Genomic DNA, 20158 nt, shown 5'->3' with positions numbered 1-20158 from the left:
TCAATTGGCCGATCTTGGCGTGGAGTTCCCGGATTTCGGCGGCGGCATCCTTCTGCACCGTCGCCGCCTTCCCGGAAAAGGCCGCAACCATGCCTTCCTTGGCCTGACGCTTCCAACCGGCGATCTGCGTCGGGTGCACATCGTACTTGCTGGCCAGCTCGGCCAAGGTCAACTCGCCGGACAGGGCCTCGAGCGCCACCTTGGCCTTGAACTCCGCTGAAAACTTCCGTCGCTGGGACATTGAAAACCGTCCTCCTCGCTTGAGGACTATAGCTTAGCAGGCTGTCCAATTTTCCGCGACCACCTCAGACCAACCGCGTCATCCCGATTGCGCCGGAATTTCTGGAGCGCCTCAAGGCCATGCGGCAGAAGGCCCAGACCGGCTACGTCGTCGAGTACCAGGGCAAGCCGCTGCGCAAATTTCGCCGGTCCCTGAAGACGGCGGCGGAAAAGGCCGGCCTGACCTACCCCGTGGTCATGTACGACATCCGGCACCTGTTCGCCACGACGCTCCTGCGCGAAGGCGGCGACGTTGCGGCCGTGAGCAAGCTCATGGGCCATGCCAGCGTCAAAATGACCGTCGACCAGTACTACCACCTGCTTGGTGACGAAAAACGACGGACCATCGCGAAGCTGCCGAGCTTGACGAAGTCTGAGAAGGAGGTGGAAACTTCGCCGGTTGTCTAGAAAACAAAGGGAATTTAAACGGGGTCAGCCGGCGGGATGACCCCTAGAATGTCAAGGCTAAATATATTTAGATCCATATTAATCAGGAATACCTACACCATTTAATGTCATTTTCTTTTTTTGCTCCTGAGAAAGATTCGCATAAATAGGCCTGCCTAGTTCTCTCTCTAGCAGAGCAATTTTCTCCTCAATCTCAGAAAGCTTGGCTTTAGCGATTGCATTAGCTCTTTCATTGTCGTCATGGCTGTATTCTTCGCTAAAGTATCCTTTCTTCAGCATCTTCCTACAGTTCAACAGATATGAATATTCCATATCATGCAATTCAAGGATATTTCCATATGCATCAGTCCAGAAACCGTCTCTAGTGTTAGCTGATCTAAGCCAACTGTCATTTTCAAGACCTTCTGAAAAGTCTTTCTTTTTTCCCTTGGGCATACTTTCCTCCTAATAAAGAGAACAATCGCTATTGATACCAAGCTAAACATTGATTACAAAATTTGCCGGATAAAATTAATGAGAACATTTAAGTTAAAATATCACATTCAGTAACGTTTGGCAAGATGTGACTAGGCAAAGATCACCCGCACCATCCAACCGCGCCGGAGTTTCTCGATCGTCTCAAGACCATGCAGGCGAAGGCCCAGACCGGCTACGTTATCAAGCACAATGGCAGGCCGATGCGGAAATTTCGCCGGCCTCTGAAGACGGCGTCGAAAAAGGCCGGCCTGACCTATCCGGTGGTCATGTTCAACATCCGGCACCTGTTCGCCACGACGCTCCTTCGCGAAGGTGGCGACGTCGCGGCCGTGAGCAAGCTCATGGGCCACGCCAGCGTCAAAATGACCGTCGACCAGTACTACCACCTGCTCGGCGGCGAGAAGCGGCGGACCATCGCCAAGCTGCCGAGCCCGAGTAAGCCCAAGGAAGGCACAACCCTCCCAGACGCCTAATCCGCTAGAATCAAAGAGAAACCCCAAGACAGTCGCAAACAAAGCAGCGAGCTCAATTGACAACATGCTGTTATCATGTATCAAAATAATCATTGTACTGTGTAGCGCAACACGATACAAAACCTGCAAAGCTCTCGATGAGCCCGGACAGAACAACTCAGGAGAAACAGATGGCTGGCCGAAACGATGTTCCACATCCAGGTATCCGCATCAAAGCCGAGGTTATCCCACAGGGAATGACCGTCACCAAGGCCGCCGAGCTAATAGGCGTCGGACGCCCAGCCTTGTCAAACCTCCTGAACGGCAAGGCGGCGCTGTCGGTCGACATGGCTACCCGCCTAGGGAAGGCTTTCGACTACCCCCGTGAGATCCTATTGGAGATGCAATCGAAGTTCGACGCCGCGCAAGCAAACAAGAAGAGCGCTCCTGCCGAAATAAAAGCATACGTTCCACCATTTCTTGGTATCAAGACCAACCAGATCGAGCAGTGGGTGTCCCATAACACCCCGGCCCGGTCGCGGCTCTCAGTCTTCCTAAGGACACTGGTCCATTCGACGGGTCGTTCGCTGACGAAAGTAGACTTCCCAGGAAACGATGATGCCGAGCGTCCGGGATGGGACGGCTTTGTCGAGACAGAGGAAGGAACACCTTGGATCCCTGTTGGAACTTCCGGATGGGAATTTGGAACAAACGAGAACATCAACAAAAAGGCCGACAAAGATTTCGACAAGAGCGTAAAAGATCTTGATCAAAAAAAACGTGATGAGATCACGTTTGTATTTGTCACACCACGGAGATGGACTGGAAAGACTAAGTGGATTAACGCCGCTAAAACGAAAGGGCTTTGGAAAGACGTTCGCGCTTATGACGCCATTGATCTTGAACAATGGATTGAACAGTCTATTCCTGGCCAAGCATGGTTTGCCAATGAGACCGGCATCCCCGCGTTAGATGTTCGTTCGCTCGATAAATGCTGGATAGACTGGGCAAATGTCGTAACGCCACCGTTACCCGGAGCGTTGTTCAACTCAGCTATCGAAAACTATAAAAATACTTTAGTTTCGCGCTTATCAAATTCACCAGTTGAACCAACCATAATAACAGCAGATTCTACTGAAGAAGCACTTGCTTTCCTCGCCCAAATATTGAGCGAAGCTGGCGGCGCAGAACTTGCTACCTACCGTGATCGGGTACTGGTATTTGACAAACCAAGCATATTGCCACGATTGGCTCAGGGAGTGCCAACCTTCATCCCAGTCGTGTTCACACGCGAGGTTGAACGAGAGCTTGCACCATACGCAAAGTCGGTGCCCTCCATAATTCTGTATCCGCGCAACGTAGCGAATATTTCCCCTCATATCACGCTCGAACCAATCAGCCACGAAACGTTCACCAATGTACTAGAGGAAATAGGGAAGAAGCGCGACGAGATATCACGACTTGAGAATGAATCAGGCCGGTCATTAACCGTCCTACGTCGTCGTGTCGCAACAGTTGACGCCGTGCGAACCCCGAACTGGGCAAAAGACCAAAAGATCGCAGCAAGCCTCGTACCCTTTTTCTTCGCAGGAGCATGGAATAGCGCAAACGAGATCGACAAAATTGGACTCGAATTATTAGCTGGCAGTCGTAGCTATGCTAACCTTGAAAGAGAAATTCAAAGCCTTACCCAGCAGGACGACTCTCCAGTATGGTCTATCGGTACATATCGAGGCATAATCTCGAAGATAGACCTCCTTTATAGCATCGCAGGAATAATTACACCTGACGACTTAAAGCAATACTTCTCAATGGCCCGCATGGTTCTTGGCGAGGATGATCCCTCACTTGACCTTGAAGAAGAGCAGCGTTGGGCGGCCGCCATTTATGGAAAAACAAGAGAATTTTCCAGCAGTTTCCGAAAGTCTATCTCTGAGACACTTATTTTACTTTCTGTACATAGTCATCTTTTCGAAGATCGCATTGGTGTAAACACAGAACTAGAAGCTCGTTTGGTAGTTCGTGACTTACTTGAAACACCGCTAACAACCCGTATTCTAGAAGCAAATGACCACGACCTCCCGACATATGCTGAAGCCGCTCCCGATGAGTTCCTGTCAATCCTCGAATGCGACTTAAAAACCGACACCCCAGCAGTCCTTGGTCTTATGCGTCCTACAGATACGAGTATCTTCGGGACTAGCCCTAGTTATACTGGCTTATTATGGGCTTTAGAAGGTCTCTCATGGAGCCGAGCAACATTGCCTCGTGCCGCTTTCATCTTAGCGCGTTTGGCTCAATCTGAACCGAACGACAACTGGGGAAACAAGCCAACACGATCTCTGAAATCAATCTTCCGGGCATGGATGCCACAAACCGCTGCCGATCATGAAGAACGTATCAGCCTGATGAAACAATTGGCAGAGCGCTTCCCCGACATCGCATGGAAAATATGTATTGAGCAGTTCAGCACCTATCCCGACTTTGGCACCTACAGCCACAAACCCATCTGGCGTCCAGATGGTTACGGGTTCGGCGAAAGCTATACAACTTGGGAACCAATCCGTACTTTCCAAATTCAAATGGTCGAGATGGCACTTGGTTGGAAAGAACATACCTTCGTTACACTTACGGATCTTATCGACCGACTTCGAAACCTCAGCGACAGTCACCAAGACCGTGTCTGGACGCTAATCGAAATATGGTCAAAAGACGCTAGCGACACCGACAAAGCCGCAATGCGAGAAAAGATCCGTGTTTCATTACTTTCAAGACGAGCAGCCTTACGCCTAAAAAATGAAGAGCGTTGGGCTATATTAACCAACAAGGCAAAGGAGGTTTGCACGGCGCTTGAACCAAAAGATCTTATAAACAAACACTCTTGGTTATTTCATAATACTTGGGTCGATGAATCTGCCGACGAACTGGGTCAAATCGAAAGCATTAACTTCGATAAACGTCAAGAACATATCCAGAAACTACGTATTGCAGCTTTGCACGAAATTTTTGACCAGCGAGGATTTGATGGTCTCTTGGATTTGGCAAAACGTGAAAGCACATCTTGGCAAATTGGCTGGCTACTAGCCAACAAAGTGCTGACTGATGATAATCTATTGCGGTTTTTACAACTAACAATCAAATTATTCTTAAAGAAGACGGACAGCTTGATTTCTCTCAAAAATCTGATCGCTGGCTCGATAAGTGCCATTTCTGATCTCAACAAGCTCGAAACGACCCTAAAAATTCTTATAGCAGATATGCCAGAAGAGGATATACCTAGCATTCTCATCCTTGCACCCTTCAGAAGGATTACATGGGGTTTCGTCGATGCCCTTAGCGAAGAAGCTCAGGCTAAATATTGGTTGGAAGTAGAGCCTGCTGGCATGGACTACTCCGAAGGAGAGACCAGTGAAAGTATTCAACGTCTTCTCAAAGCCAAACGCCCCCGAGCTGCCTTCTCATCGATCTGCTACTTCCTAAAAAAAATAGAACCAAAGGTTCTGTTCCACATCCTTACTGAAATTATTGGAGGCGGAAATGATCTTCCAGACAAATACTTATTGAGTCATTACCACATCGACGAAGCTTTCATCCATTTACAGAATAGCTCTGAAATTTCCAGCGAACAATTGGCTCATCTTGAATTCGCTTTCCTGGATGCACTTGTCCATTCATGGGGTGAAAAATCCGGGGAACACGGAATCCCCAATTTAGAAAAACATATTGAGTTTCATCCAGACGTTTTCGTACAGCTTATTAGTTGTATTTACAAACGAAGTGATGACGGTGAAGATCCTGTGGAACTTCATATCCCATCAGATCGTCGCAAGGATATTGCTGAAAGAAGTTACAAACTATTGCACGCCATCAAATGGATTCCTGGACAAGACGCACGTAACGAGGCGAAGGCTGAACGTCTAGCATCGTGGATTGCGGCAGTTCGCCAAGGCTGCGCAGGAATGAGCCGTGCCGACGTAGGAGACATTTGCTTGGGGAACTTGCTTGCACATGCGCCTGTGGGACAAGATGGAGTATGGCCTTGTGAGCCAGTCCGACAGGTTCTTGAAGACATCCAATCGGAGAATATAATGAGGGGTATGCATACAGGCGTTATCAACTCACGCGGAGTTCAATATCGCGGCGAAGGAGGCGACCAGGAACGAGTATTGGCCGAAAAATACAAACAATGGGGTCAAGCTCTTCAGATCTCACACCCGTACGTGTCCTCAATGCTCCTCATGAAGTTGGTGAACACGTATGAGCATCATGCAAAACGCGAAGACACGGAGGCTGAAATCCATCGCCGTCTTCATTGAGGTCTGAAATCCCGGGATAATCCCTCACTATCCACAGCAGTCTGATTTTCCCAGAGTATCCACCGACCCCCTGACCCCAGGGTAACGGGGTCGCCCCGGATAACCATTCCCCTGAAATCCCAGGCCAATAGGTTATCCAGCCGGTTATCCAACGAGAAAAGGGCCTACGGTTGTTCACCGTAAGCCCTTGAAATAACTGGTCGGGATGAGAGGATTTGAACCTCCGACCCCCTGAACCCCATTCAGGTGCGCTCCCAGACTGCGCTACATCCCGACACGAAGGAGTCGGAATCTAGGGAGTGGACGCGATTTTGTCAATATCGAATATTCCCATCGGCAGCTTTTCTTTTGCGGCGTCCCTCTCATGCCGGCTTCATTGCAGGATGGACACCCCGCTGTTATCCAGTGCGGGCTTGCATCCAAAGGAGCCATGTACCCATGCCCAGGCATCCTACCCTGAGCAGAGAACCGGCGGGGTTGACCTGCGGACGATACGCCGCTTGCTTCGCCATGCCGCGCATCCGGGGCCAAGGCGCAAGCCTCGCCGGTTTCCGGCGAATGCCCGCATACGCGGAGCCCAAACACTCCCACACGTCAGCGGCGAATCCAGGCGCGCCATCCGACGCACCCTGTCGCCCGCTCCATGCCGCGCTGTTTCGCCCCTGGCCGGAGCGGACGTGAAGACAACGACGCCCGCCATCCGTCCGGCGCTACCCGAAGATGTTGCGGCCATGTCCAGGGTGTTCGCCGCCGCCATCGAGGCCAAGGCACGCGACAGCTACGGCCCGCGCGAGAGGGCGGCCTGGGCCGCGCGGGGAACGCCGGAGCGCTTTTCGGTCATGCTCGCAGACGACCGGAACCGCCTTTTCGTGGCCGCCTCCGACGCGGCCATCCACGGCATCGCTGGCCTTACGGGCTGCGAACTGAGCCTGCTCTATACGGCGCCTGATGCGGCGCCGGGCACAGGTGCGCGCCTCCTCGCCGCCGTCGAAGGCATCGCCTGGGCAGACGGCATCGCCGGCCTGGGTGTCACCGCCTCGCGCAACGCCCTGCCGTTCTACTTGCGCCACGGCTATGCGGTGGTGCGCTTGGCCACACGTCCCTTGCCCGGCGGCGTGGCCTTGCCGGTGTGCCTCATGGCCAAAGCACTTTTGCCGTGCCTCAGTGACGGCTCGGGCCTCTCGCACAAGCAAACCTGAGCAGGGAGCGACAACGAGGACCCGGAAGTCCCGCAGAATATCAGGCGGCGCACGATGCGCTCCCTGCTTCGTCAGTCCTCTCCACGAATGCGCCGAACCGCTTGCCGCACCCGTTTGTTACGGCGTTTCGCGGCCGGGCTGTTCCTGCTTGCGGCCCTGGAACAGCCGGGACACCAAGACGAAGAACAGCGGGATGAAGATGAGGTCGATGAAGGTGGCGGAAAGCATGCCGCCGCACACGGCCGTGCCGATGGCGTTCATGGCCCCGGCCCCGGCGCCGCTGGCGATGGCCAGGGGCAACACGCCGAAGAAAAAGGCCAGGGAAGTCATCATCACCGGCCGAAACCGGGTCTTGACCGCGCCGAGCGTCGCCGCGACGAGCCCTTCCCCATGCCCCATGCGCTCCTGGATGAACTGGATGATCAGGATGGCGTTTTTCGTGGACAGGCCCAGGGTGGTGAGGAAGCCGATCTGGAAATACACGTCGTTGGGGAAGCCCCGCCAGGACGTGGCCACGATCGCGCCGAGGACGCCGAGGGGCAGCATCAGCATGTTGACGATGGGGATGGTCCAGCTCTCGTACAGGGCGGCCACGCAGAGAAAGATCACGAAGATGGAGAAGGCGTAGAGGATCGGCCCTTGGGCCGTGGCCATGCGTTCCTGGTAGGACAGCCCCGTCCAGTCGAAGCCGATGCCCTGGGGCAGCTTGGCGGCGAAGGATTCCATGAGGGCCATGGCCTCGCCGGTGCTGTGCCCGGGCGCGGGCTCGCCCCAGATGTCGATGGACGGGAAGGCGTTGTAGCGCTCGAGCTTGGGCGAGCCCACGGTCCAGCGCCCCGTGGCGAAGGCGGACACCGGAACCATTTTGCCTGCGGTGTTGCGCACGTAGAGCTTGCTCAAATCCTGGGGCAGCATGCGGTAGGGCGCGTCGGCCTGGACGTAGACCTGCTTGACCCGGCCACCCTGGACGAAGTTGTTGACGTAGGAACTGCCGAAGGCCGCGGCAATGGTCGTATGGATGGAGTCGATGGGCACGCCGAGCGCCCCGGCCTTGTCCCAATCCACGTCGAGATGGTATTCCGGCGCGTCCTCCATGCCGTTGGGCCGCACCTTGACCAGCCGCGGGTCGTGCCGCGCCATGCCGATGAGCTGGTTGCGCGCGGCCATGAGCTGGTCATGGCCCAGTCCGCCGCGATCCTGCAACTCGAAGTCGAAACCGCTGGCCATGCCGAGTTCCACCACCGGCGGCGGCGGAAAGGCATACACCTGCGCTTCCTTGATTCCGGAAAACGTCCGCATGGCCCGGCCGGCTATGGCCTTGACCTTGTTGTGCTCGCCCGGGCGCAGATCCCAGTCCTTGAGCTTGACGAACCCGAGCGCCATGTTCTGCCCCTGGCCGCCGAAACTGACGCCGGAGATGTCCATGAAGGATTCCACGGCGTCCTTTTCCTGCTCCAGAAAATACTTCCTGACCTTGCCCATGACGGCCTGGGTCTGTTCCAGGGTGGTCGAACCCGGCGGCAGCGTGGCCTGGACGACCAGGATGCCCTGGTCCTCGTCCGGGATATAGGAGGTGGCCATGCGGTGGAACAAGTATCCGACCGTGGCCACGATGACGCAATACAACAGGATGTAGCGCGCGGACCGGGAAAAGGAATGGCCCACCAGCCGCACATAGGCGGCACGGACGCCGAAAAAAATCCGATCGAACCAGCGGAAGAAGGGCCGCAGGAAAAAAACCACGTTTTCCGAAGGTTCGTGCCCTTTGGCCACGGGTTTTAAAAACGTGGCGCAAAGGACCGGGGTCAGAACCAACGCCACCACCACCGACAGCATCATGGCGGCGATCAGCGTGATGGAAAACTGGCGGTAGAGCACGCCGGTGGAACCCTGGAAAAAGGCCATGGGGCCGAAGACGGCCGAGAGCACGAGGCCGATGCCGACAAGGGCGCTCGTGATCTCGTCCATGGACTTGGCCGTGGCCTCCCGCGGGGAAAGCCCCTCCTCGGACATGATCCGCTCGACGTTTTCCACCACCACGATGGCGTCGTCGACCAGCAGGCCGATGGCCAGCACCATGGCGAACATGGTCAGCATGTTGATGGAGTAGCCGCAGAAGTTGAGCACCGCGAACGTGCCCATGAGCACCACGGGCACGGCGATGGTCGGAATGAGCGTGGCCCGGATGTTGCCCATGAAAAGAAACATGATCAGGAAGACGAGCACCACGGCCTCAAACAAGGTCTTGACCACCTCGTGGATGGCCACCTGGGTGAAGGGTGTGGTGTCGTAGGGGTAGACCACCTTCATGCCATGGGGGAAATAGCGGCTCATCTCCTCCATCTTCGCCTTGATGGCCGCGGCCGTGCTCAACGCATTGGCCCCGGAAGCCTGGCGGATGGCCATGGCCGCCGACGGGCGGCCGTTGTGGAAGCCCACGATGTCGGAGCGCTCGGAGCCCAGTTCCGTGCGCCCCACGTCCTTGATGCGCACCACGGAGCCGTCCTGGTTGATGCGCAGCGGAATCGCGGCGAATTCCTCGGGTTTTTGCAGCAGGTGCTGTACGATGATGGGGGAGTTGAGGCGTTGTCCCGGCACGGCCGGCGCGCCGCCGAACTGGCCGGCGGAAACCTCGACGTTGTAGGCGGACAGGGCCGTGATGACGTCGCTGACGGTCAGGCTGAAGCTGTTGAGCTTGTCGGGGTCGAGCCAGACGCGCATGGCGTACTGGGTGCCGAAGTTTTCCACTTCGCCCACCCCGGGCACCCGGGAAAGGACCTTTTCCAGGGTGGACTGGGCATAGTCGCGCAGGTCCTCGCCGCGCATGCTGCCGTCCTCGGAGATCAGCCCGACGACGATGAGGTAGTTGCGGGTGGACTTGCTGACCTTGACCCCGGAACGCTGCACTTCGTCGGGCAGGCTGGCCATGGCCAGCTGCAGCTTGTTTTGCACCTTGGACCAGGCGATGTCCGGGTCGGTTCCCGGGGCGAAGGTCATTTCGAGCCTGGCCTCGCCGGAGGCGGAACTGGAGCCGCTCAAATAGAGCATGCCGTCGAGGCCCGTCATCTTCTGCTCGATGATCTGGGTCACGGTGTTTTCCACCGTTTCCGCCGAAGCGCCGGGATAATAGGCGGTGATGGCGATGGAGGGGGGCGCGATGGGCGGATACTGGGCGATGGGCATGCTGTAGATGGCGAGCCCGCCCAGGGAGAGCAGGATGATGGCGATGACCCAGGCGAAGACGGGCCGGTCCAGGAAGAATTTCGAGAGCATTTACTTGCCCTCCGCACCCTGTTTCGCCGGTTTGGCCTCGGCATGGCCTTCCCCGGCGCTTTTGGGGTCGCCCTGGGCCAGGGCCGTGGCCTTGACCACGGTCCCGGGCCGCAGCATCTGCAGGCCCTCGACGATCACCCGGTCGCCCGGGGCGAGGCCGTCCGCGACGAGCCACTCGTTGCCGATGGCCCGGTCGAGCGTCAGTTGGCGCAGGACGACCTTGTTTTCCGCATCGACCAGCAGCGCGTACGGGTTGCCCTTGGCGTCCCGGGACACGCCCTGCTGGGGCACGAGGATGGCCTTGGGGTTGACGCCTTCCCGGATCACGGCCTTGACGAACATGCCCGGCAGGATGTCGCCTTCCGGGTTGGGGAAGATCAGGCGCAGGATGACCGAGCCGGTGGTGGGGTCCACGCTGACGTCGCTGAACTGGAGCGTGCCCTCCAGCGGATAGGGCTTGCCGTCCTCCAGGATGAGCCGGACCTTGTCGTGGTCCTTTTCCTGCGGATTGAGCAGCCCCTCCTTGAAGCGGGCCTTCATGCGCAGCATGTCGGCGGTGGATTGGGGCACGTCCACGTAGATGGGGTCCAGCTGCTGGATGGTCGCCAGGGCCGTGGCCTGGTAGGCCGTGACGATGGCCCCGTCGGTCACGCTGGACTTGCCGATGCGCCCCGAGATGGGCGCGACGACCTTGGTGTAGCCCAGGTTGATGCGCGCCGTTTCCACCCGGGCCTCCAGGGACGTGATGCTGGCCTTGACCTGATCGAGGTTGGAGGCCGCGTCGTCGTAATCCTGCTGGCTGAGTGCGCTGTGGGAGACCAGGGCCTTGTAGCGCGAGGCGCGCAGGCTCGTGGTCGGCAGCTTGGCCTTGGCCTCGGCCAACGCGGCCTGGGCGTTGTCGAGCTCCGCCGTGAACGGGGCGGGATCGATCTGGTAGAGCACCTGCCCTTCCTTGACGTTGGAGCCTTCCGTGAACAGGCGCTTTTCGACGAGCCCGCTGACGCGCGGACGGATCTCGGCGATCCGGTACGCGGAGGTGCGCCCGGACAGTTCGGTGGAAAGCGCGACCTCGCGCGGCGCGACGGTCACGGTGGAGACTTCCGGCGTGGGGCGTTGCTGGCCGGCCTGCTGCTCGCGGCTGCAACCGGCAAAAAGGACGAGACACGCGCAGACCGCCAGCGCGCGTGCGCAGGGAGACAAACTTCCTCGGCGTTGCATCAGGAACCTCCGACTGCCGTTACGGGACATCCGGGACGGTATCGCAGGCGTTGCGCCGCCCCTTTCCGGCGTTGTCCGCCGTCTGCGACGGGCGGGGGCAGGGGACGTCCGCCCATGCCGTGGCCGGCCGGCGTCCCTGCGCGCGTGCGCCCGTCGTGGTTAACATGGAAACAAAACATGTCCGACATCCCCTGCCGCAAACCCCAACCGCGCTTTATTGAGGCAAGGCAGGCTGCTTGGCGAATCTGCGCAGTTGCTGCATCAGATACCGCGTGATGACCTGCGGTTCGACATATTCCGGCTTTGCGCCATGCAGGTGCGAAACGATGCCGGAAAACTGGCAATATCCGATGAGCGCGCTCGTCAGGAAGATTGCCGCATGGACGGGGTCCGCCGTATGCAGATACGCGTCGAGGACCCGCGCCAGACTGTCGAAGGAGTCCTGGAAAACGCTTTCCGTGAGGAACTGCAAACGGTCCCTGTCGTCCGTCAGCAGTTCCCGGAAAAAGAGCTTCGTCGAGACGGTGTCCCGAAACAGCAGCGTCAGAAACCAGGAAATGGCGTTTTCCAGGCACTGTTCCGTATCCTCGCCGCTTTCGAGGATATCTCCCAGGGACCGGCTTCTGCCGCTGAACACGAAGGTCAGCACGGAGCGGACAAGTTCTTCCTTGTCCTTGAAATAATAATAGAGATTCGCCTGCGTCACGCCGACGGCCGTGGCGATGCGGCGCATGGAAACCGCGCTGTAGCCTTCGGCGGCGAAGAGCTGCGACGCGGCGACAAGGATTTTTTTACGCATGTTCGGAGCGGCCATGGCGTCTCGCGGGCTTGCTGTTGAACGATCGTTTAAGAAACCCTTTTCCGGAGTCTGTCAAGAACGATCCGCCGGCCGAGGAGGGCATGGCTCAACCGGTTGCACGGCGTGAAGCGCGCGCGTCAGGCATAATCCGCCAAGCGAACATCTTGTGTCACGCAGGACAGGAACGGGCGTCGGTGCAGCAGCACCGGCGCCCGTTGTGCCGTGTCCGATCGAGCCTGCGCGTCGATCGAAGGGTTAATCGTTTGCGGATTTCTTGGGCGCGGGGCGCTCGTCCGCAGGGTGTTCGTGCCGGCCCGTCACCATGCCCCGGATCAGGCTCAGCGGCGTCGCGCCGGTCGTGGCCAGGTAGAGGTGGCCGACGAAGAACAGCGCGAAACCGATGACGATGCTCACGTGCGCCGCAACCAGGAACCGACGCGGCGCGATGGCGACCGTCACGGCCTCCGGCATGAGCAGCAGCGCGCCGGAGGCGAGCAGCACCGGCATGCCGATGAGGAACACGACCAGGTACGTCGCGCGCTGGAGCGGATTGAAGCGGCGCTCCGGCGTCACCGGATAGGGATGCGGCCCGCCCCGGAAGATGCCGGAGCAGTAGTAGCGTGCCTGGACCAACAACGGTTTGAGGCCGCCCTGGCCCCCGGGCAGGTACTGGCGGATGTCGCCCGTGACCAGGGCCCGGATGACGTAGGCCAGGAAGTTGCAAGCGAGCAGGATGCCGCAGACGTTGTGGATGCGCGTCGCCGGCTCGAGCCCGAGCGCCCAGGACGCCTCCTGGAAGCGCACGGACAGGCCCGTGTAGCCGAGGAGGACGAACAGGCCGGCGTTTATCCAGTGGGTGGCGCGTACGAAGGCCGGGTACATGCACTCCGCGACCAGCGCGCCGTGCCTGCGGCGCGGGAAGGCCCGGCCGAGACCGTGCAGCAGTGCCAGGGCGAACACGCCGCTGACGGCCGTGCCGCCGACGGCGCTCAGCACCGGGGCTACCTGGTTGGGCGGGAAGTAGCCCGAGGTCACGGGGGCCGCGCCGCCCACGTGCGGGGTCGCCCGCGCCACGATCAGGGACTTGCCCGGAGCGGTGTGGCAGGTGGAGCAGTCGCGCACCGCGGTCTTCTTTTCGCCGATCAGGTGGTCGTTGGGATCGGCCACCGGGGTATGGCATTCCACGCACATGACGGAGCGGTTGTGCGCGCTCCAGTTGGGCAGGAACGCATGCGCCGCCTTGGCGTCGGGCACGGATTTGCCCGAGAGTTCCTTGAGCCTGGCCGCATCGGCGTGACAGGCCAGGCACTGGGCGTTGTACATGGCGGCCAGGGACGCGTAGGCCACCTGCTGCGGCTTCCTGGGCTGGGCGTGCGGCGTGTGGCAGCTGTCGCAGGATACCTTGTCCTTGAGCTTTTCCACATGGGCGCTCTGGCGGAAGGCCTTGATCTGGTGCGACAGGCCCACGTTGTGGCACGACAGGCAGGTGTTGTCGTCGGGCCGGGCCACGGCGTGCGGACGCTCGAGGAAGCTCTCCGTGCCCTTGGTGCCGGTGTGGCAGGTGGCGCAGGGCAGGTTGGCGTGGGTGCCGTGCAGGTAGCCGGCCACGTCCACGTGGAGGTTCAGGGTCTTGCCACGCTCGGTCACGGGTTTGGGGGGCGTTGCCGCGCCGTGGCAGGACAGGCATGCCGTGCTTTGCGCCGTGGCCCCCTGCTTGCCGGAGAGCAGGATGTCCCTGGCCGCGTCGTCGCCGCTAAAGGCCGTGGCGACGACGCCGCCCATGGCGTCGGTCGAGGTTTCGGGGTTCGAGGCCACCTTGCGATGGCAGGTGGCGCAGTCGCGCGAGGCGGTCAACGGATCCGTTTTGTTGTTATTGTTGTGGCATTTGAAGCAGGCCTTGTCCGTGAAGTGGTCGGCCATGGCGATATGGGCCACTTTCTTGGTTTCGAAGAGCTTCGTGTGGCAGTCCGCGCACCGAAAGCCCTTGGACGCATGCAGCCTGCCGTCGAACATGACGGTCCCCTGGCCTCCGCCGCCGTAGCGCAGGGATTTCCCTCCGTCAGTCGCCAGGGAGGTCCCCGGCCAGGCGGTCAGGAGAGCCAGGAGCAGGAGACTCCAGGCTCGTTTCATGCCTGCCCCTTGGTGATGACGTTGGCGGGGACGTTTTTCACGCTGGCGACGCCGGTCAGGGTCATGGCCACGGTAAGCTCGTCCTTGATGATGTGCATCATGAGCGCCACCCCGTCGCGGCCCGCGCCGTGCGCCCCGCGCACCAGCGGCCGGCCGCACAGGCACACGTCCGCGCCCATGGCCAGGTATTTGAGCACGTCCTGGCCCCGGCGCACCGCGCCGTCCACCAGGATCACGGCCTTGCCCTTCACCGCGTCGGCGATGGCCGGCAGCACCGTGGCCGTGGCCGGGGTGTAGTCGAGCACGCGCCCGCCGTGGTTGGACACGGCGATGCCGCGCGCGCCCACGTCCACGGCGATCTTCGCCTCCTCCACGGTCATGATGCCCTTGATGATAAACGGCAGCTTGGTGGATTTGGCGAGTTCGGCCAGCTGTCTGGGCGTCTTGGGCTCCACGGTCTGGCCGGGCACGGCCCGGGCGGCGCGGCCGGCGGAGTCGATGTCGATGGCCACGGCGATGCCGCCGGCTTCCTCGACCATGCGGAAACGCTTGATGATCTCGTCGTTGGTCTTGGGCTTGATGGTGACGATGGCGTTGCCGCCGAATTTCTCCTTGAGCACGGCGATGCGGCGCTCGAACACGTCCATCTTGTCGCCGATGCCGTCCGCCACCCAGCCGAGGGTGCCGGCGTCCATGCAGCCGCCGAGGATGGCCGTCACGTATTCCTCCTCGGTCATCTTGCCGCCCATGTTGTAGGTGACGCCGCCGGTGACGGCCGAGGTCACGGGCATGGACAGCTTGTGCCCGAACAGGGTGGTGCCGAGGTCGGGCTTTTTCACGTCATGGAAGGTCCGCATGACGAGGTCGATCCTGTTGAGGGCGTTGTAGTTGTTTTTGAATGCCTGGCCGGAGCCGATGCCGCCCATGCCCGGCACCTCGCCGGCGCAGGCCACGCCGTCGCACTCGGGGCAGACGCGGCAGATGGGGTAGAGCTTTTCCCGGGCCACGCGCAGCACGTCGCCGATCTTGAGCTTGGGCTTGTCGTTGGCGGCCGGAGCGGCGGCGGCCGCAACGGCGGGGGCGGCCTCGGCCGCGGCCTGGGCGGTCTTGACGATAAGCGGCGAGAGCAGCGCGCCCACGCCCGCCGCCACGCCGGCCTTGATGAAGTTGCGACGGGTCGCAGATTCCGTATCGTGCATGTCCTTGGTCATGTGAAACGCCTTTTGGTTTTCGGTTGCGGGGGAGGGATCGCGGCGCGGGGCGTTATTTCGCCGGGACGAAGCTCTTGGCCACCACGGCCTGGGCCGGCGGGGTGAGCATGAACGCGAAGAAGTCCTGCACTTCCCTGGAGGGCGAAACCGCGATCAGCGAGAGCGGCCGCTTGAGGGGATAGGCCCCGGACCGGACGGCCTCGGCCTCGGGCCGGGCGCCGTTTACGGACAGGGCGGTCGCGCCGGGAACGGCGAAGGACATGGACGCGGCGGTGATGCCGCTCGGGTCCTTGGCCACGTCGGCCACGCAGTCGGTGGCGTCGTCGAGTTCCTTGACCGGGCCGTAGGGCGTGGCGCCGAGCACCATGGACTTGAAGGCCTTGACCGTGGCCCGGCCGCCGTCGAGCTTTTCGCTGTAGATGGTGATCGGCATGTCCGGCCCGCCGAATTCCTTCCAGTTGGCGGCCTTGCCCGAGAAGATGTCCTTGAGCTGGGCCATGCTCAGGTTCTTGATGGTGTTTTTGGGATGCACGAAGATGCCCATGACGTCGTAGCCGATGACTGCGATGGTCGTGAGCTGGGCTTTTTCCTTGTCCGTGGGCTCGCTGGCCAGGCCGCCGAAGGAGACCTGGCCGGCCACCACGGCCTTGAAGCCCGCGCCGGCCCCGGCCGTGCCGATGGCGCCGAAGGGGATGCCGGTTTTGGCGGTAAAGAGCTTCGTGGCCTCGGGCAGGACCTTGTGGCCGATGGTGCTCGCCCCTTCGTAGGTCAGGGGTTCGGCGGCGGCCGCGTTGCCGGCGGCCAGGGCCAGCAGGCCCGCCAGGCAGGCCAGTCCGGCCAGCCGTCCGAACTGGCGTCCGAACGATCCGGTGATGCGCAAACGTCTCATACTCGCTCCTTGCTTGGCGTCATGCGGCCGCTGGCCGCGAACCGTCGTCGCGAACCGGCCGCCGCCTCCGAGGCGGCGGCGTGTCCTCGTTCGTGACGCCTTCCCTAAAGCAGGAGCGATGCCAAGCCAGGTTATTTACACAACATGCTTGAATCAAAAGGGAAAAGCGGAATTTTCGACGGTATCGGCCAGGCGAAGGGGTATGCCGCGTGGCAAGGGGAAAGGCGCTTGTGCCGGCAGGCACGTGTTCATGACGATTCGGCAATACTTGCCAAACGGCATGACTTGCCTGTCGGCATACCCCTTTGAAACCGGGGGAATGGGGAAAAGCGGGCTAGTCGCCCTCTTGGCGCAGGGCCTTGAGGCGCTTGGACAGGGCGGACTGGGTGACGCCGAGGAGTCGTGCCGCAAGGGTCTGGCGGCCGCCCGAACGCGCCATGGCTTCGCACAGAAGCAGCTTCTCGGCCTGGGCGAAACTCGGCAGCGCGGCAAGCCCCGTGAACGGATTGTCGTCGGCAGAGGCGTCCGGCGCGGCGTCCGGCGCGCCGATGTGGCGTTTGAAGCGCTCCATGGAGAGCATGCGCCCGGTATGGAGGCTGACGGCGTCGTAGACCATGGCCGCCAGTTCCCGGACGTTTCCCGGGAAGGCGTACGTCGCGAGCAGCGCGGCGAGCTCCGGCGGCGGCGTGGGCTTGCGCTTGCCCATGGCCGTCGCGGCCTCGGCCAGGAAATGGTCGAGCAGCACGGCGATGTCCTCGGGGCGCTCCCGCAGGGGGGGCACGGCCACGTGGTGGGTGCGCAGGCGGAAGTAGAGGTCGCGCCGGAACGCGCCTTCGCGCTCGCGGGCGGCGAGATCGGCGTGGGTGGCGGCGATGACCCGGGCGCAGAGCTTGCGCGGCCGGTCGCTGCCCAGGGGGTAGTATTCGCCTTCCTGGAGCAGGCGCAGCAGCTTCACCTGGGAGGCGATGGACAGGTCGCCGATCTCGTCGAGGAAGAGCGTGCCGCCGGCCGCCTCCTCGACCAGGCCGCGGCGCGGCGCGTCGGCCCCGGTGAACGCGCCCCGGACGTGGCCGAAAAGCGTGTCCGCGAACACCCCGTCGTCGAGCCCGGCCACGTTGCAGGCGACAAGCGGGCCGCCCCGGCCGCTCAGGTCGTGTGCGGCGCGCACGAGGCTTTCCTTGCCCACGCCCGACTCCCCGCTGACGAGGAGCGGCCTGGGGCTTTGCGCCACGGCCTCGACGTAGGCGAAAACCGCGCGCATGGCCGGGCTTTGCGTGCAGATGGCGGCGAAGGCCTCGGGATGGCGCAACTGTCCGGAGACCACCCGGCTGGCCACGACGCGGTTTTCCTCGCGCAGTTCGAGCATGTGCACGGCGCGCAGGATGCCGCCGACGATGCGCGCCTCGTCGTCGGTCTTCACGTAGTAGTCGTAGGCCCCGAGCTTCATGCAGGAAACGGCCGTGGTCAGCTGGTTCATGCCGGAGAGGACGATGCAGACCACGTCCGGGTGGCGCTCGGCGATGGCCGCGAGCAGTTCCGTGCCGGAGAGGTGCGGCATGGTGAGGTCGAGAAGGACGAGGCCGATGCCGCCCGCGTCGAGGAGGCCCATGACCTGCCGGCTATCCTGGCACGAGCGCACGTTGTCGAGGCCGGCCGATACCTCGAGCAGCAGGGTCATGGAGGCGAGCCAGTCGGGCTCGTCGTCCACGAGCAGGATGCCGGGGGAGGCGGCGGGGGGGCAGGCGGTCATGGGGCGGTCTTTGGCGCGACGGGCAGCCGCAGGCGGGCGGTGGTGCCGCTGCCGGGCCGCGAAACGAAGTCCAGGCTGCCGCCGTGCTCCTGGACGATGCCGGCCGAGACGGAGAGCCCGAGCCCGGTGCCGCCGCTGGCGCGCTTGGTGGTGAAAAAGGGATCGGTGATGCGGGGCAGGTCCTCGGGCGTGATGCCCGAGCCCTCGTCGGCCACGGTCAGGACCACGGACTGGCCGTCGTCGGAGACGGCCGTGGACACGGCGATGGCCGCCTCCGGCGAGTCGAGGGCCTGGCAGGCGTTTAAGAGCAGATTGACCGCCACCTGTTCGATACGCGTCGGGCTGCCCCAGACGGGCGGCAGGTCCGGGGCGAGGTCAAGGCTGAAGCGGGACGTGGCCTTGTGGATGGAACTGCCGACCAGGCGGGAGGCCTTACGCGCCGCCTCGCCGAGGTCGAAGGCCTGATGGTCGCTGGCCGGGGCGACGCGGGAGAAGTCGCGCAGGTCGTCCACGATGCGCCGGATGCGCTGGGCGCTTTCCTCCACCACGTCGACGATGCGTGGCAGCTTGTCGCGGATGCGCGAGTAGGCGCCGCCGCCCAGGGGAAAATCGCCCTTCTCCTCAAAAACGTCGTCGAGCACGCGCATGGCCTCGGCGTTGAGCTTCTTGAGGATGGGCACGTTGAGCAGGATCAGGCCGTTGGGGTTGTTGATCTCGTGGGCCACGCCGGAAACCAGCACGCCGAGGGCGGCCATCTTGTCGGCCTGGACGAGCTGCTGCTGGTTCTCGCGCAGCTTCTCCAGGGCGTCCGTCAGCGAGCGGGTGCGCTGATCGACCTGTTTCTTGAGCGACCGGGTCCACAGCGCGGCCAACCCGAGCAGAAGCAGCAAGGGGCCGAGCACCACCGCGGCGTACTTGAGCACCATGTTGAAGGAAAACGCCTGGGAGTCCATCACCCCGAACCACTTGCGCCGCAGTTCCTGGTAGCGGCCGGACTGCTTGACCAGGGCCAGGCCTTCGTTGAGCAGGGACAGCGTGGCGTCGTCGCCGTGGCGCACCGCGAAGCCGTAGGGCTGGGTGGTCACGCTTTTGGCCACGATCCGGAGGTTGTCGAGTTTTTCCCGCTCCATGGCGAAAAGCCCCGGGAGCATCGCCACCACGGCATAGTCGCCCTCGCCCCGATCCAGGCGGCGCAGGCCGCCCACGGGCGTCTTGGAGAAAATGAGGTCGTTTTCGTAGCCCAGGCCGTCGAGGATGTCGTTGATGCTGCCGCCCGGGTGGACGATGACCTTCCTGCCGGCGAGTTCCTCCAGCGACGCCACGGCCGGTGTGCCCTTGCGGGCGAAAATGGCGTGGTTGATGGTGGTGTGGGGCGGGGTCAGTTCGGCCTCGCGCAGCCAGAGGTTGGAGTAGGGGGTGCGCTGGAGCACGTCCACCGTGCCGTCGGCCAGGGCCTCGTGCAGGCGGGACCAGTCCATGAGCACGAAGCGGACGGGAACGCCCATGGCTTCGCCCACGGCCTTGGAGAGGTCGACGTTGAAGCCGGCCGGCTGCCCGTTTTCGTCGAGGTATTCGTAGGGCGGGTAGTTCCTGTCCCCGCCGATCAAAAGCGGCCGCCGCGTCGGGGGGGATTCCTGGGCCCGGGCGAAGACGGCGAACCCAGGGTGCGCAAGCAGCAACAGCGTGAGCAGGCATGCCGTAACATGCAGGGATGTCGTGCCTAATTGGGATGCCTGGTTGCGGACGAACGGTTGCAC

At 61.4% G+C, this 20158-nt stretch carries 14 protein-coding genes and 1 tRNA gene; 4 read left to right on the top strand and 11 right to left on the bottom strand.

Annotation, left to right across the window (positions count from 1 at the left end; translation table 11 throughout):
* On the bottom strand, nt 1-241 hold a 241-nt coding region (locus tag Q368_RS0117715), incomplete at its 3' end, for a transposase (RefSeq protein ID WP_029460377.1).
* Between the two features lie 41 nt (nt 242-282).
* Here Q368_RS0117715 and Q368_RS0117710 point away from each other — a divergent pair.
* The gene (locus Q368_RS0117710) at nt 283-687 is read left to right on the top strand and encodes a tyrosine-type recombinase/integrase (protein WP_342665713.1); all 405 of its coding nucleotides are present in this window, start codon (nt 283-285) and stop codon (nt 685-687) included.
* Nucleotides 688-765: 78 nt separating this feature from the next.
* On the opposite strand, the gene Q368_RS25910 is transcribed toward Q368_RS0117710, so the two are convergent.
* Entirely contained in the window at nt 766-1122 is a 357-nt protein-coding gene (locus tag Q368_RS25910) for a hypothetical protein (protein ID WP_156955784.1), read from the bottom strand.
* A 191-nt stretch (nt 1123-1313) separates the two neighbouring features.
* Between Q368_RS25910 and Q368_RS0117705 the strand changes: the two genes are divergently transcribed.
* On the top strand, nt 1314-1637 hold the full coding sequence (locus tag Q368_RS0117705) for a tyrosine-type recombinase/integrase (RefSeq protein ID WP_029460375.1): 324 nt from the start codon (nt 1314-1316) through the stop codon (nt 1635-1637).
* 170 nt (nt 1638-1807) lie between these two features.
* Nucleotides 1808-5932, top strand: coding sequence for a HigA family addiction module antitoxin (locus Q368_RS24885; protein ID WP_084158880.1), 4125 nt, complete (start codon nt 1808-1810; stop codon nt 5930-5932).
* Between the two features lie 197 nt (nt 5933-6129).
* Here the strand turns inward: Q368_RS24885 and Q368_RS0117700 are convergent.
* Nucleotides 6130-6206, bottom strand: a tRNA-Pro gene (locus Q368_RS0117700).
* Nucleotides 6207-6609: 403 nt separating this feature from the next.
* Between Q368_RS0117700 and Q368_RS0117695 the strand changes: the two genes are divergently transcribed.
* Nucleotides 6610-7131: a GNAT family N-acetyltransferase gene (locus tag Q368_RS0117695; RefSeq protein WP_245611387.1), complete on the top strand. Its 522-nt coding sequence runs from the start codon at nt 6610-6612 to the stop codon at nt 7129-7131.
* A 117-nt stretch (nt 7132-7248) separates the two neighbouring features.
* Here the strand turns inward: Q368_RS0117695 and Q368_RS0117690 are convergent, their stop codons facing one another.
* The 8 genes from Q368_RS0117690 to Q368_RS0117655 all read right to left on the bottom strand — a co-directional run bounded on the left by Q368_RS0117690 (nt 7249) and on the right by Q368_RS0117655 (nt 20158).
* Complete coding sequence (locus Q368_RS0117690; protein WP_029460373.1) at nt 7249-10404, bottom strand: efflux RND transporter permease subunit; 3156 nt, start codon at nt 10402-10404, stop codon at nt 7249-7251.
* A complete protein-coding gene (locus tag Q368_RS0117685; RefSeq protein WP_245611386.1) occupies nt 10405-11604 on the bottom strand; it encodes an efflux RND transporter periplasmic adaptor subunit in 1200 nt (399 codons plus the stop codon). It abuts the gene before it with no gap.
* A 232-nt stretch (nt 11605-11836) separates the two neighbouring features.
* On the bottom strand, nt 11837-12421 hold the full coding sequence (locus Q368_RS0117680; RefSeq protein ID WP_245611385.1) for a TetR/AcrR family transcriptional regulator: 585 nt from the start codon (nt 12419-12421) through the stop codon (nt 11837-11839).
* Between the two features lie 255 nt (nt 12422-12676).
* The gene (locus tag Q368_RS24110) at nt 12677-14551 is read right to left on the bottom strand and encodes a cytochrome c3 family protein (protein ID WP_052360267.1); all 1875 of its coding nucleotides are present in this window, start codon (nt 14549-14551) and stop codon (nt 12677-12679) included.
* Nucleotides 14548-15762: an alpha-hydroxy-acid oxidizing protein gene (locus Q368_RS0117670; protein ID WP_245611384.1), complete on the bottom strand. Its 1215-nt coding sequence runs from the start codon at nt 15760-15762 to the stop codon at nt 14548-14550. Before Q368_RS0117670 ends, Q368_RS24110 begins: the two co-directional genes overlap by 4 nt.
* A 52-nt stretch (nt 15763-15814) precedes the next feature.
* Nucleotides 15815-16651, bottom strand: coding sequence for a substrate-binding domain-containing protein (locus tag Q368_RS0117665; protein ID WP_029460368.1), 837 nt, complete (start codon nt 16649-16651; stop codon nt 15815-15817).
* A gap of 334 nt (nt 16652-16985) precedes the next feature.
* A complete protein-coding gene (locus Q368_RS0117660; protein WP_029460367.1) occupies nt 16986-18401 on the bottom strand; it encodes a sigma-54-dependent transcriptional regulator in 1416 nt (471 codons plus the stop codon).
* Entirely contained in the window at nt 18398-20158 is a 1761-nt protein-coding gene (locus tag Q368_RS0117655; RefSeq protein ID WP_245611383.1) for a transporter substrate-binding domain-containing protein, read from the bottom strand. Before Q368_RS0117655 ends, Q368_RS0117660 begins: the two co-directional genes overlap by 4 nt.

The organism is Solidesulfovibrio alcoholivorans DSM 5433 (genome assembly GCF_000702665.1).
Classification (GTDB): Bacteria; Desulfobacterota; Desulfovibrionia; order Desulfovibrionales; family Desulfovibrionaceae; genus Solidesulfovibrio; species Solidesulfovibrio alcoholivorans.
This window is presented reverse-complemented; position numbering and strand designations above follow the sequence as displayed.

Bases quoted from the DNA above. Each gene is read 5' to 3' on its own strand.
- Q368_RS25910 (WP_156955784.1), bottom strand. From the start codon at position 1,122: ATGCCCAAGGGAAAAAAGAAAGACTTTTCAGAAGGTCTTGAAAATGAC.
- Q368_RS0117705 (WP_029460375.1), top strand. From the start codon at position 1,314: ATGCAGGCGAAGGCCCAGACCGGCTACGTTATCAAGCACAATGGCAGG.
- Q368_RS24885 (WP_084158880.1), top strand. From the start codon at position 1,808: ATGGCTGGCCGAAACGATGTTCCACATCCAGGTATCCGCATCAAAGCC.
- Q368_RS0117690 (WP_029460373.1), bottom strand. From the start codon at position 10,404: ATGCTCTCGAAATTCTTCCTGGACCGGCCCGTCTTCGCCTGGGTCATC.
- Q368_RS0117680 (WP_245611385.1), bottom strand. From the start codon at position 12,421: ATGCGTAAAAAAATCCTTGTCGCCGCGTCGCAGCTCTTCGCCGCCGAA.
- Q368_RS24110 (WP_052360267.1), bottom strand. From the start codon at position 14,551: ATGAAACGAGCCTGGAGTCTCCTGCTCCTGGCTCTCCTGACCGCCTGG.
- Q368_RS0117670 (WP_245611384.1), bottom strand. From the start codon at position 15,762: ATGACCAAGGACATGCACGATACGGAATCTGCGACCCGTCGCAACTTC.
- Q368_RS0117665 (WP_029460368.1), bottom strand. From the start codon at position 16,651: ATGAGACGTTTGCGCATCACCGGATCGTTCGGACGCCAGTTCGGACGG.
- Q368_RS0117660 (WP_029460367.1), bottom strand. From the start codon at position 18,401: ATGACCGCCTGCCCCCCCGCCGCCTCCCCCGGCATCCTGCTCGTGGAC.